The organism is Raoultella sp. (assembly GCF_039594335.1).
Taxonomy (GTDB): domain Bacteria; phylum Pseudomonadota; class Gammaproteobacteria; order Enterobacterales; family Enterobacteriaceae; genus Klebsiella.
Genome location: NZ_JBCNNS010000040.1, coordinates 21847 through 34590, shown reverse-complemented (window position 1 = coordinate 34590; position 12744 = coordinate 21847). Strand labels below are relative to the sequence as shown.

The 12744-nt window shown below is 50.3% G+C and carries 13 protein-coding genes and 1 pseudogene; 7 read left to right on the top strand and 7 right to left on the bottom strand.

The genetic code is table 11. The annotated features are described in order from the left end of the window. Positions 1 to 17: 17 nt before the first annotated feature. The 4 genes from ACZAHD_RS09580 to ACZAHD_RS09565 all read left to right on the top strand — a co-directional run bounded on the left by ACZAHD_RS09580 (position 18) and on the right by ACZAHD_RS09565 (position 3500). Positions 18 to 1271: a M20 family metallo-hydrolase gene (locus ACZAHD_RS09580; protein ID WP_462456553.1), complete on the top strand. Its 1254-nt coding sequence runs from the start codon at positions 18 to 20 to the stop codon at positions 1269 to 1271. Next, positions 1268 to 1969 carry a DUF1989 domain-containing protein gene (locus ACZAHD_RS09575; protein ID WP_462456550.1) on the top strand — a complete coding sequence of 234 codons (702 nt, stop codon included), beginning with the start codon at positions 1268 to 1270 and terminating at the stop codon, positions 1967 to 1969. The genes ACZAHD_RS09580 and ACZAHD_RS09575 overlap by 4 nt, the downstream gene beginning before the upstream one ends. 58 nt (positions 1970 to 2027) lie before the next feature. Beyond that, on the top strand, positions 2028 to 2615 hold the full coding sequence (locus ACZAHD_RS09570) for a cupin domain-containing protein (protein WP_462456549.1): 588 nt from the start codon (positions 2028 to 2030) through the stop codon (positions 2613 to 2615). Between the two features lie 513 nt (positions 2616 to 3128). Continuing rightward, on the top strand, positions 3129 to 3500 hold the full coding sequence (locus tag ACZAHD_RS09565; RefSeq protein WP_462456548.1) for a VOC family protein: 372 nt from the start codon (positions 3129 to 3131) through the stop codon (positions 3498 to 3500). Between the two features lie 225 nt (positions 3501 to 3725). Here the strand turns inward: ACZAHD_RS09565 and ACZAHD_RS09560 are convergent, their stop codons facing one another. Further along, complete coding sequence (locus tag ACZAHD_RS09560) at positions 3726 to 4325, bottom strand: histidine phosphatase family protein (protein WP_462456547.1); 600 nt, start codon at positions 4323 to 4325, stop codon at positions 3726 to 3728. Between the two features lie 307 nt (positions 4326 to 4632). Between ACZAHD_RS09560 and dapF the strand changes: the two genes are divergently transcribed. Then, entirely contained in the window at positions 4633 to 5520 is an 888-nt protein-coding gene (gene dapF, locus ACZAHD_RS09555; protein ID WP_462456546.1) for a diaminopimelate epimerase, read from the top strand. Positions 5521 to 5692: 172 nt separating this feature from the next. Here the strand turns inward: dapF and ACZAHD_RS09550 are convergent, their stop codons facing one another. The 4 genes from ACZAHD_RS09550 to ACZAHD_RS09535 all read right to left on the bottom strand — a co-directional run bounded on the left by ACZAHD_RS09550 (position 5693) and on the right by ACZAHD_RS09535 (position 9532). Then, positions 5693 to 6610 carry an alpha/beta hydrolase gene (locus ACZAHD_RS09550; protein WP_462456545.1) on the bottom strand — a complete coding sequence of 306 codons (918 nt, stop codon included), beginning with the start codon at positions 6608 to 6610 and terminating at the stop codon, positions 5693 to 5695. Between the two features lie 715 nt (positions 6611 to 7325). Beyond that, complete coding sequence (locus ACZAHD_RS09545; RefSeq protein ID WP_462456544.1) at positions 7326 to 8075, bottom strand: SDR family NAD(P)-dependent oxidoreductase; 750 nt, start codon at positions 8073 to 8075, stop codon at positions 7326 to 7328. Positions 8076 to 8142: 67 nt separating this feature from the next. Then, positions 8143 to 8832, bottom strand: a complete 690-nt coding sequence (locus ACZAHD_RS09540) for a helix-turn-helix transcriptional regulator (RefSeq protein ID WP_462456543.1) — start codon at positions 8830 to 8832, stop codon at positions 8143 to 8145. Positions 8833 to 9100: 268 nt separating this feature from the next. After that, complete coding sequence (locus tag ACZAHD_RS09535; RefSeq protein WP_462456542.1) at positions 9101 to 9532, bottom strand: helix-turn-helix domain-containing protein; 432 nt, start codon at positions 9530 to 9532, stop codon at positions 9101 to 9103. Positions 9533 to 9675: 143 nt separating this feature from the next. Here ACZAHD_RS09535 and ACZAHD_RS09530 point away from each other — a divergent pair, with 143 nt between their 5' ends. Both ACZAHD_RS09530 and ACZAHD_RS09525 read left to right on the top strand, forming a co-directional pair. Next, positions 9676 to 10932: an MFS transporter gene (locus ACZAHD_RS09530; protein WP_462456541.1), complete on the top strand. Its 1257-nt coding sequence runs from the start codon at positions 9676 to 9678 to the stop codon at positions 10930 to 10932. A 143-nt stretch (positions 10933 to 11075) separates the two neighbouring features. Then, positions 11076 to 11294 carry a DUF7661 family protein gene (locus ACZAHD_RS09525; RefSeq protein WP_462456540.1) on the top strand — a complete coding sequence of 73 codons (219 nt, stop codon included), beginning with the start codon at positions 11076 to 11078 and terminating at the stop codon, positions 11292 to 11294. Positions 11295 to 11458: 164 nt separating this feature from the next. Here ACZAHD_RS09525 and ACZAHD_RS09520 read toward each other — a convergent pair whose 3' ends face one another. Beyond that, entirely contained in the window at positions 11459 to 11770 is a 312-nt protein-coding gene (locus tag ACZAHD_RS09520; RefSeq protein WP_462456539.1) for a hypothetical protein, read from the bottom strand. 303 nt (positions 11771 to 12073) lie between these two features. Then, positions 12074 to 12717 (bottom strand): annotated as a pseudogene (locus ACZAHD_RS09515) (ShlB/FhaC/HecB family hemolysin secretion/activation protein); the annotation flags it as partial. Positions 12718 to 12744: the final 27 nt, after the last annotated feature.

Genomic DNA, 12744 nt, shown 5'->3' with positions numbered 1-12744 from the left:
GAACTGGAGAAACTACCATGATGGAAACAGGCTTACGGGTTGCCCGACAGCTGGATGAGGATTGGCTGAACCAACTGTTGGCGCAGCTTGCAGAATATGGAAAGTTAGCGAATGGCGGCGTCGATCGGCAGGCTTTAAGCGAGGCGGAACTCGATGCTCGGGCCTGGCTTATTGATGTCGCCCGAGATCTGGGGTGTGTCGTCTACCGCGATGCGGCGGCGAATTTATTCTTCCGTCGTCCGGGACGAGCCGTTGTATCGCCCGTCACCACCGGTAGCCACATCGATACGCAACCATCCGGTGGCAACTACGATGGCTGTTATGGCGTGATGGCCGGGCTCGCGTGTCTGAAAGCACTCAATGACGCACAGGTTGTCACCGAACGCCCTATCGAAGTGGTTATCTGGACCAATGAAGAGGGGAGCCGCTTTGCGCCGGGGGCGATGGGCTCCAGCACCTTCGTCGATCCCACGAGATTGTCCGACCATCTCGGCGCGATGGGCGTAGATGGCGTCTTGTTTCGCGATGCGCTGGCAGGCCATCAGGCCCGCTTTGCCGCCATCCCGTTACGCCCGGATCGCGAGATGGCCTGCTTCGTTGAGTTGCACATCGAGCAAGGTCCTGTGCTGGAAAGTCGCGACTTACCGCTGGCCATCGTCAGAGGTATCCAGGGCGTGCGCTGGTATCAGATTACCTGCCATGGGATATCGGCACATGCGGGGACTACGCCGATGAACCTGCGCCAGGATGCGATGACCCTGGCACGTGAACAGCTTGCGATCATTGAACAGGCGATGGGCGACACGGCAGATGAAGAGTTACGGCTGACGTTTGGCCGCTGGCAGGTCATGCCAAATGCCATCAACACCATTCCATCGAACGTACGTTTTACTCTCGATTTTCGCCACCCATCGGCCGAAAGACTGGCCCAGTTCGATGCGGTAATTGCCTCTCTGGCAAGCGAACAGGTAACAATCGAATCACTACTGAATAAAGCGCCGGTCACTTTTGACACGCACATTAATCACGTTTTGAAAGCGGCCGGAAATGCGCTGGGTATCGCTCATATGGAGCTGTTGTCTGGTGCGTTTCACGACGCCATGTATCTGGTCGAACACTGTCCGACCAGCATGCTTTTTGTCCCCAGCCATCAAGGCATTAGCCACAACCCGGCTGAATATACCGATCCTCGTTCACTGGCGGCAGGTGCTCGTACGCTGGCCTGTGCACTGACTGAACTATCCCAATCACTTGAAGGAGTTAAATCATGACTGCAACTGCCCACTACCCAACCTGCTGCGATAAAGACAATGGCGATGCCCTGGGCCTCAACCCGACAGCAACCTCACCGATTTCAGCCGATGGCGCCCCGACGCTAAACGAACTGTATACCATCCCTCCACGCTGTGGACGTGCCGTTTTACTGAAAAAAGGGCAGGTGATTAAGATTATCAATACTCCAGGCAGCCAGGTGTGCGACACGTGGTTTTTCAATACCAGCGATCTCAGCGAGTTTGCTTCCATGGAACATACCCGTGCCTTTATCGACAAAATTATCCCGCAGCCAGGTGATGTGCTAGTGACCAACCAGCGCCGCGCCATCGCCACTCTGCTCACCGATACCTCACCTGGTGTGCATGACACGTTGATCGCCGCCTGCGATCTTTACCGCTATACCAACATGGGGATTACGGAGTATCACGACAGCTGCGCTGACAATATGCGCATGGCGCTGAATGCTATTGGTCTGCGTGCACGGGAAGTGCCGCAACCGCTTAATTTGTGGATGAACACGCCAGTAAATCCTGATTATTCAATTTCCTGGTTGCCAACTGTCAGCAAAGCAGGTGATTATGTAGAGATTCGTGCCGAGCTGGATTGCGTGGTGGTGATGTCCGCTTGCCCACAGGACATTGTGCCGATTAACGGCTGCTCACCGAAAGAAATTCAGTTCGCCGTGATGGAATGATTTCTCTTACCAGGCCTGCATGATGCAGGCCATTGGCAGACTTTAATGAAGCAGACAGATGAAAAAAAACGCTGACATCAAATCTACCGGAACCCCGCTGGGAATGAGGCTGCGCCACGCACGTCTGGTGCAGGAGCTGACCCTCAAGCAGCTCGCGCAAAAGGTGGAATGCTCGGAAAGTCTGTTATCCAAACTGGAAAATGACGCCGCCTCGCCGTCACTGGCGATGTTGCACCGCCTGGCAAAAGCGCTGGAGACCAGTATTGCCGACCTGATGGCTGATGACTGGACGGCCGATCAGCCTGTACTGAAGCCTGAACAGCGAAATCGTAAGCGGTTTTTGCAGCGCAGTAAAAAAGGGGGGATCGAGCTGGAGAACCTGACCTGGCACCATAAAGGCGGATTGCTGCAAGGTAACATTCATATTATCGAACCGGGCGTTGCCAGTGATGGCCTGATTGAGCACCATGGCGAAGAGATGGGCTATGTGCTGGAAGGCGCGCTGGAATTGCGTCTGGGAGAAAACATCTGGATCCTTGAGCAGGGGGATTCGTTCTATTTTCCCAGCCAGATCCCGCATGGCTATCGTAATATCGGCCCCGTTGTCGCCAAAGTTCTATGGGTGAATACGCCAGTCACCTTCTGACAGGGGCAAAAACGATGTCAGAGAACAGGCGTTGGACTCGTTTTGACTGGCCGCCATCGCTCATTTAGCGGGTAATCACCCCCCGTTTAAGTCGCATACTCCACCATTAAGGCATAAGCCTGGACCTGCGTTTAAGGAGTGTCCTGTGCAAAGCAGTGCAGCGATCGCCGCCAGAGACGAGATGGTTCATGTAGTATTTTATTATTTATTCGTGTGTTAGTTAATGCTTAGCATGACAGGAGAGGGGCGACAGGTCGTTGGAAGGACATTCCGGATGATCCGGGACGGCGTGAGAACTGACTGAGGTCTAATCTGACAGTCGACTCCGTGCCACAACGGATATCAATATCACACCCGAGAGTTAGCGGATGGGTACTTGTCACGGTATTAAAAAGTTTCAATTCCATTTATGAAGAAAATATCATACCTTTATCAATCACCTGGCACCGCCCAGTCGCTTAGCTACGGCACCGCCCATCGCTATGCTATTGATTGACAACTACGAGGTTGATCATGCAGCATCCCGTTAAATTTGGTCGTATAGCAGCCGTATTACCTGTCAAGAACATCAATATTTCCAGAGAGTTCTACATCAATGGACTGAATTTCAAAGATGTTTTTGAAAATGGAGACCCTGTGGGCTTCATGATATTAAAGCGTGAAGATGCCGAGCTACATTTGACCCTCCAACCCCAGCACAAAGCGCCTTCCTTTCCTGTCGCGCACCTTCTTGTTGATGACGCAAATGCACTTTATACCCAATGTCAGGTAATTGGTGCCAGGATTATCAAAGGGATACAAGATAAAGATTATGGTGTTCGGGCTTTTGTCTTCGCTGATCCGGATGGAAATCGAATAGACGTCGGACAGATTCTGAGGAAGTAATTAAGGGTAATTTGCTACGCAAATCGGTCGCCAACAAAGGGTGACCGAACTGACAGGTAGAGCACTTTATAAAACCACACGGTATAGCTTGCTCTCCGCTGATTAACACACGGTAATACTAGCAATATCAGTGGTGACTCAATGGCGATCGTCCACGGTTCGCTCTGAGTCGATCCACCTCTTCGCAATGCTGACCGCATTGTGACAGACGCAGACCTGAAATGCTCAATTTTCGGAATACCCTGGCAGTGTTTTCGCTATCGTTACTGACTGTAATTTGTAGATACCGGAGCTCCAGTAGCCTTTGCCTTGACGACGATGCTCTTTCCAACCCATCGATATGAGTTCCCTTGCAATTAGCCGATTCATCACCCCATGCCCCATCAGTAACACCGGGCCGTTTGATATTTTTGCGAACGTTACGAGAATGCCCGCAGCCGGAACTGCGCGTTGTTTTGCTATTTCCAGGCGCTCCGCATTACGGGATAGGCCACATAGCCACATAACGCGGTAAAAAGCAGCCCAGAGGGTTGGGGACAATCTAAAACCAGGCATGGGGTATATCGGCAACTCGGCCTCCCTGAACACCTTATCTATAAGGTCTGGCTCACAGCCTAATGCGTTCAATGAAGAGAGCGCTCTTGGGAGAGGGCTGCTTATATTCTTCGATGCGCTTGATGCTAATGATTTACTCGATTCTGGCGGCACGTCGCTGCCCGTATCAGACAGGTCATATTGTGCGATCCAGTCAGCCATTTCACGGCTCGTGACTCTCGACGAGCCTGTAAGGGTCGGCTTGCCATGACGCATCAGAATAATTTCCATACACCGCTTCTTTTTTGTGATTATTGAGATGCTGGTAGAGTAACGTGGTGAAGGCAGCATGTACTCCCCCCATATTCGGGAGTGATCTTACGCTTTAAATACCTTATCGGGGGAAGAACAAGATAAACAGAATCATGAAATAGCGCGCAACAGGGTCAACATCCCCCTTCATTAAGGATAGCGTTGCATCGACCCATTGAACTCACAGCCAGAAGCAGACATTGCAGTGAGTAACTTGTTGTTTTATTCATCCAATTAATGAATTGTAATATGCAATGAAATCAGCAGCCCTGGACTAACAGACTCAATGACACCATTATTCCTTCATAAATATCACGGGCTAGGTAATGATTACCTGGTATGCCATCGTTCTGTTGCTGAACAACTGAGCAACGAGCAAATTCGTATCCTGTGCCATCGCCACTATGGTGTAGGAGCCGACGGTCTGCTGATCGACAGTGGCGATCAAGACAACCCAACTCTGCGCATTATCAATCCGGACGGCTCCGAAGCCGAGAAAAGTGGTAACGGCCTACGTATATATGCACGTTATCTTTTTGATATTGGTCGTGTCGGTCATCAGCCATTTTTAGTGCACACCGCGGGCGGTGACGTACATTGCACTGTGCATAACGATTTTCATCAGATTAGCGTGGAAATGGGACGGGCTAATTTCAATCCAACGGCATTGCCTGCCTTAGTTAATTTGCCTGAGGCGTTGAATTATCCATTGAAGCTGGCGGATGAAACCCTGTCAGTATCGCTGGTCTCAATGGGCAATCCTCATTGCGTCGTACTCGTTGATAAGCTCGATTTGGCGCAGGTTCATCGTTTAGGACCACAAATTGAAAATCATCCATTGTTCCCCAGACGCACCAATGTGCAATTCGTGGAAGTTGTCGATCGCCATACGCTGAGGATTGGTATCTGGGAGCGGGGCGCCGGGTTTACTATGGCATCCGGTAGCAGCAGTTGCGCGGCTGCCTGCGTAATGCGCCGGTTAGGTCGGGTTGATGATCGTGTTGACGTCAACATGCCCGGTGGGCAGTTGCAAATTACCTTCAGGGCGAATTTTCACGTCTGTATGCGTGGCCCGGTACATAAAATCGCCAGCCTGGTGGTGGATAAAGACTGCTTTGTCGGTGGCGGCGATGCCTTCACTGGACATCCAGGAAATGCTGGCCTGTCAGCCTAAGAAGTATGCACACGGACAAAATTCCCCTGCGTTCCATTTTTCCGTTGAGCCCAACGTGAACATCCGCTCCTCACAGACCTTCAGCAGCCCATAGCTGTCTGCCCTGGGCGAGGCGCGGAAGCTCATGCCAGACATTCTATCTCAGGAAGCAAGAAACAGCCTGGTTATAAAGTTAATGATGTAATGAGTTATGAGTCAGAAATTGCGTAATGGCGTCAACTACCCCTGGGGCCAGTGGTAGAGATGCGTTTGTATAAGCTGCATTATTCTCACGCCTGTCGTCCGAATTAACCTTTTTAAGAACGTGGTTTACATCTGGCAAAAGAACAAGAGTTGCTTTGGGATTCGCTGACTTAAGCTTTCGGGCATCATTTTCCGTTACCTGGAGATCGCGTTGCCCCTGCAATATCAGAACTGGTTTCGTCACACTGGCTATTAGATGGCTTGGGTTAAAGGCAAAAATATCGATAAGAAATCCCTGAACTGCCGGATGAAATATCCTTTGCAGAGCAGGGTGCATGTCCTGAACATTAGTACGTCTGTTATGTTCTAACTCATTGATAACGAAGAGCGCATCGTCCAGCAAGATTGCATTTTCCGGATTGGCCTTAAGCTGATATCTTAACACTTCCCCCAGAGGGCACGATGGTGTTGCAACCACAATTAAACCAAATACATCACGTTCCTTAACCGCAGCCAATGCCACGATCCCCCCCTCACTGTGCCCGAGAAGCCAGATACACGGGCTTTTCAGATACTGTTTCAATACCGTTATCCAGGAACGAACATCTGCAACATAATCATTGATTGTCACAGCGTTTGCGTCCGCTACCGCCGCTGAACTGGCAAACATTCCGCGCTTGTCTACTCGCAATGTTGCGATGCCTTTTAACGCCAGATTTTCCGCAAGAAGTCGATAAGTTGAAGCATTAACGCCAAGCGGATTATTACCGTCCCGGTCAGTTGGCCCGGAACCAGGAATAATCAGAATGACATTTTTGGGATTCGGGGATGGGCTAAGTAAAGTGCCTTTGAGAGAGCCTTGCGGGCCTGGCGCCTCCAGAAATGTTTCATATGTACTTTTATGCATAATTAAATGAGCCGTATAAAGTATGGGTATGAAAATTTTAAAGTTTTAAATAAATGGACTAAGATGTTCAACATTATTTTCCTTTATAATCAATAGACTGTTAACTTAATTTAGCCGATGGAAACATCATATGCCTTTTATATTGTCCCGATATTAATCATTGTAACGCCAAATTGTCAGCGGATTCTGTTCATTTCACTCACGTAGCGTTCAACAGCGTCTGCTGTTGCTCAGAGCAGACTACACCCAATTAGCGCCGTTAATTTCTGCCCGATGTTCCGTAACGGCGGGGAAACAATGTGAAATCCATTGATGTGCTGTGCCGTAGGTTGAGGCGGGGCAAGATATCCGCAGGGTAAATATGCCACCATGCCGCTGGCACCCATGAAGGAACCCGATGCGCCGAACGAAGAGCAGCGCCAGGCGTGGATGTATTGCCACCCCGTGCGCGCAACATCCGACAGCGCCCAGGAACGCTATGCCGCGTAGCCTCAACCAGATTATGACCAACCATGCTTACCGCATGGCGAAAGTGTGCCAGGCTCAACTGGTGCAGTTTGTAGCGGGGGAACCAATGGGTGAGCGACGACCTGATACAGGAAGCACAGCTAAAATGCGATATTTAGCGAGCAAACCTTAGTCCAGACTACCCTGGGAACCGCGTGGATAACGCAAAATATCTAACGCCAGGCCAGTGTTATCTCTGACTACATCGTTACTCAGCCAAATATCCCCCATCAACAGGATAAACACCCCCGGTACAGAACCCTGATTTTTCTGACAATAAAAATAATATAAAATCAGCCACTTCGGTCATGGTTGCCATTCTTTTCATCGGGTGGCTGTTTGAGAACACACTGATGATACGTTCAGGAAGTTCGTTGATGCGTGGCGTACCGACATAACCCGGTGCAACCGCGTTAACCCGTATACCTTTACAGGCAAATTCCAGCGCTGCGCTTCTGGTTAAACCGATGATGCCGTGCTTTGCAGCAGTGTAAGGTGCCAGCCCGGGTATACCTGCTAATCCATTGACTGCGGATAAATTCACTATTGATCCTCCCCCCGATTTTAACATCGCTGGTATTTCGTATTTCATACAGTAAAAGACGCTACTGAGTGTGTTTGATATAACTTTATTCCAGTTGTCTACGGTCTGCTCTGTTATTGTTTTATTATGTTCACCGGTGGTGCCTGCATTATTTACGGCATAATCAAGCCTGCCGAAATGATCTACGGCATGATTAATCATGCTGCTGACTTGTTCAGGGTCTGCAACATCACATTCTATGCCAATCGCCGTTTTTCCATCTGATGATAACGATCTGGCATTTTGTCTGGCCTCATGTAATGACCTGGATACAATGATTACACTGGCGCCATGTCGGTGTAATTGCCCCGCGACCTCTTCACCAATACCCGTGGTACTGCCCGTTATTAATGCAACTTTGTTATGAAAATTCATACCCTCTCCTGTAATCATCCTGGTGCCTTTTCTACAGAAGCGTACATGATAGTTGCGACAATTTTTGTCAGTACTCGCTGTCCAGACTGATACCTTCTGCCTCCCTCCATCTTTTCAACAAGATAGCTCTACTTTCTTTGTAAGTGGTGGTCAGTACAGAGATTTTTTTTATTCTGTCTGTTCTGAAATGACGAAAATCGTTTCTCATCTCACACCATCCTGCAAGTAGCCAGCATGACTCCATATATACCAGGGCAACTGGCCATATGACACGGGAAGATACGGCATTATTTTTATCGGAGTAGGTGATATTGATTTTTTTTCTTTCATTGATTGAATTACGTATATCACCAAAGCCCCAACACTCTCTTTCCATCGGGCCTGTCAGATATGACGGGTATTCAATATGTTCCTTCAATCGCTCAGGAATAACGGCGTGTATTTTGGCAATGGCTTTTTTGGCATTTTTTTTAAAGTCAGCATCCGTGTTGTGACACACCCAGTTCAGACCAAGTGTAAGGGCATTAATCTCCTGCGGAGTGAATATCAGTGGTGGCAAATGATAATCAGAATTAATAATATATCCAATCCCGGCACTCCCATCGATACATACCCCCTGTTCCTGGAGTGTTTTTATATCCCTGTAAACCGTGCGCACACTTATATTTAAGCTTTCGGAAATCATCAGTGCAGTTACCGGATATCGGTGAGCCCGTAATATCTCGAGTAATTGAAGAAGCCTTTGTGTTCGGGTCATAGCTGTTTCGTCTCCCTTATCCTGATGACCATTGGTCGGAATGTATTAAATTCGCGTGCGACAGTATTCACTCAGTTTCCGGCATTCACCCGCCAGCCAGAGTCACGGTATTTCTCGACGCATTGCGTGAGTTCATCGGATCCCCTGCAAAATGGTCAACACTTCGCTGTTAGCGATGAAGAAAAGCCTACATTGAGTACCAGCAGTCCAGAAGGGCGACGTCGCGATCTTTTCTCGTCGGGAAGCCGGCTTTCTGGTTACGGACGCTTTACGATTTTGCACGTTTGCTTCGATTTTTCTGTCCCCGGTGGCGTTTTCCTGCTATTCCGGCAAGTCGTCTAAACGTCGGACAGTCCATATGCGATAAGAAAGGGCAACTGGCTACGTGAAGCAGCGTGTCGCGCAGGGCTGTCAGGTCGTTGATTGTGTCGTTCAGCTCCCGGGCTTTCGTATTGCAGAGGGCCCGCGAAATTTCAGGTTTCCCGTCTCTGCCAAACATTTCCGCGATTTCATTAAGCGAAAAGTTTGCCGCCTTACCCATAATAATCAGGTTAAGCCGTAGGAGCACCTCAGGGGAATATTGTCTCCGTAGTCCCCGACGGGCAACAGCAGAAATCAGACCTGTTTCTTCGTAATAGCGCAGGGCTGACGGGCTGATTCCGCTTGCCTTCGCAACTTCGCCAATATCCAGAAGTTTCATGATGACCCCAACGATTGCTACAGAGAAAAGTCTCTGAATGAAGATGAATATCCGTCATCAGGTTACTGAAAAACGGGCGTTGACTTCAAGTTGACTTGAAGTGGTAAGGTTCACCAGAATTGACCTGACCAGGAATGAGCATCATGAAAACTGATGAGAAAACAAAGCGTTACCGTAACACAGGCATCACTGTGACACTTTCTCTGGCAATGCTTCTGGCTTCGCTGGGGACCAGTATTGCGAATATTGCCTTACCGACCCTGGTACAGGCTTTTATGGCTCCGTTTGAGCAGGTTCAGGCAGTTGTCGTGGTCTACCTTGTCGCGCTGACCCTCTCAGCGGTCATTGCGGGCGGACTCGGTGACAGATTTGGACTAAAGCGGATGCTGGTAACGGGGCTGATGTTATTTGCAGTCGCTTGTCTGCTTTGCGCGGTTATGCCAGACCTGTGGTTGCTGGTTGGCGCACGGGGAATGCAGGGCGTCGGGGCCGCTTTTCTGATGACGCTGTCGATGGCGCTTATGCGTCAGGAAGCAGGCAGTGCATATCTCGGAAGAGCAATGGGTATCCTGGGAACCCTATCCGCGCTGGGCACGGCGCTGGGGCCATCGCTCGGCGGTTTATTGCTCCCCCTCACAGGCTGGCGCGGTATCTTCTGGATTCAGGTTCCTCTGGCAGTGCTCACCCTGATTCTGGCTGTCACAGTATTACCCGGCGAAACGGTTAAACGTAAATTCGCAGGTTCTGATTTCAAGTCTGCCCTGAGCAGGAAAATTATCAGCAGTCTGTTCGTCAATGTGCTGGTGGCCGCTGTGATGATGACCACGTTGGTGATCGGACCGTTTTTTCTCAGTTCGGGCCTGGGTATGAACAGCATACACGTCGGTCTTGTGATGGCCATTGGCCCTGTTATCTCAGTATTTAGTGGGATCCCGTCAGGCTGGCTCGTCGACAGACTGGGGAGTTGTCGTATCGTGGCGGCTGGAATATCCCTTCTGGCTGTCGGTACCTTTCTGTTAGCCTGGCTGCCGCAAATAACGGGCGTTTCCGGGTATATCATTTCACTGGTCGTGCTGACGCCAGGCTATCAGCTTTTCCAGGCGGCGAATAACACGGCGGTATTGTCTGATGTTCCTGATGACAGGCGCGGCACGGTTTCAGGGCTGCTCAGCCTCTCCCGTAACACCGGCCTGATTACAGGGGCTTCTGTTATGGGAGCCGTATTTGCGCACCTGGTGGGAACGCATGACTTCGCGCACGCTTCCGCAGAAGCTATCCGTACCGGGATGGGGGGCACCTTTCCGTTGGCGGGCATACTCATGTTGGTCGCCGTTGCTGTGGTTTTCCTCAGTTTATTTAACCGAGATTCGGGGGGCGCTCAACCCCATAACCGTTTATAAATTTTTCGCCCAGGGAATCAGATGGCTAAAATCTGTGTGCTGATCCAAGGACGTGATACAAAAAAGTGGCTGCGTCCGGGACATTATTTCGATAGGTTAAAAACCTAAACCAGATCGATTCCCATGGAGCTAAAAAAATAAAAATGATGATTTACGATGTCTTTGGCAGGCACATCGGGGTTCAGCGTAAAGACGCGCGTTGGCTGGTTTATCGTGTTGATTTGACAGAGCGGAAATCATCCCGACTCTATGACGTCATCATTCCTGATGAGCTCAGTGAAGCCGAAATACCCGGCTGGTTGGGTGATATTTTTCACGAAGCCGCCAACGCCCGTCATCCCGAGGTAAAGAGGATTCAATAAGCCGTTTTGACCATAATCAGGCCGCTTTGGGCCTGACGCGGACTCCCTCAACCAGTGAGTGCCGACATGAGTTTCATTCCGCACGTCGCAATTCGCGAAGTAACAGGTCCAGCGCGTTAATGCCCTTTGTCAGCCCGCGTCTTGCTTTCATCTCCGTCGGCAATTCAGAATGCCGCTTCTGTCAGGCTACCGCAAATCAGCAAAGCCAATCCCTCCGGATCGACGTCTTCAACGACGCCTTGCGGAATCAGATTGCGGATCAGGCACCGCACAGATTCTACACAATGACGTTGTGATTCCGGTGAAGAACCGCCCAGTACCGCTTTGGCATCACGCAATACAATGCGTTGGAATTCAGGTTCCAGCGCTATCTCCAGGTAAGCCCGACAACGGGGGCAAAAGCCTTCCCATGGATCCGCTGCAGGACTGGAAATTGTCTGCAGGCGTTGAGCTATCTCGTCATCGAACGTCTCCACAACTGCCTTCGCACAAGGCTGTTACCATAGTTAGTCAATCTGCAAGGAATAACTAACCTTCGAAAAAACCATCTGTTTGGGTGGTTTTTATTTTATATAACAATGTATTACAACTATAACGGGTAGGATCTCAAGAGGCCCCTGCACATGGCCAGTATTTGGACTGCAATTTCTTTCATCCAATATGCGAGTTTGTATCAATCTCAGGGAATCCATGACTCCCTTTGTTCATGCCCAGCCAACAGGCATCTTTATATGTATGAGTCAAATACATATTTATTGCCACTAAACCCATGGTTATTAGTAGTGGCCGACGTAGTTGCGGCTTTTCTTGCCGCCGTTATTGTCGAGATCGTGACTGGCGGAAAAATAGAGCAAATCGCTGAGTGAAAAGGGATTGTCCAGTGACAGCGTCACGCCTCCCTGGTAGCGGCCAGTGGTTTCCGTGCCTGAATCGTCCAGCGACAGCCCCAGTCGCCACATTTTCGCTTGCTTGCGGGTAATGACGATATCGCTCTCACCGGGATTGTCGCCGGGCACAATTTCCATACTGGCCTCAACAGTGGGCAGGCGCTGGAGATTTTCCAGCCCTGTTCGATATCGCGCAGATCGAGCAAATTGCCCTCATGCGCCGGAAAGGCGCTGTATAGACGGATATAGTCGTCGCTCTGCCCCGTCAGCCGTACGTGGCGCACGTAGCCCGGCATAATTGTCAGTTTCAGCGTCCCGCTTTTCAAATCCTGCGAGGGGGCCAGGGTGATCCAGCCATGATCGACCAGCCGGTTTTGCAGGGTGCTCATCAGCAGGTTGATTCCTTTGCCCCCCAGACAATGCCCTTGCGCCTGGTCGGCGATGCGCTGCAGCGGCAGCCAGCGGGGGAGCGCATCCTGGCCGCTCAATGCCACGCGGTGAATGGGAAAGCAGGGCGTTTCCGTCGGGAAGGGAATTTGACCGAAGCCGGAGGCGGGCCCGGC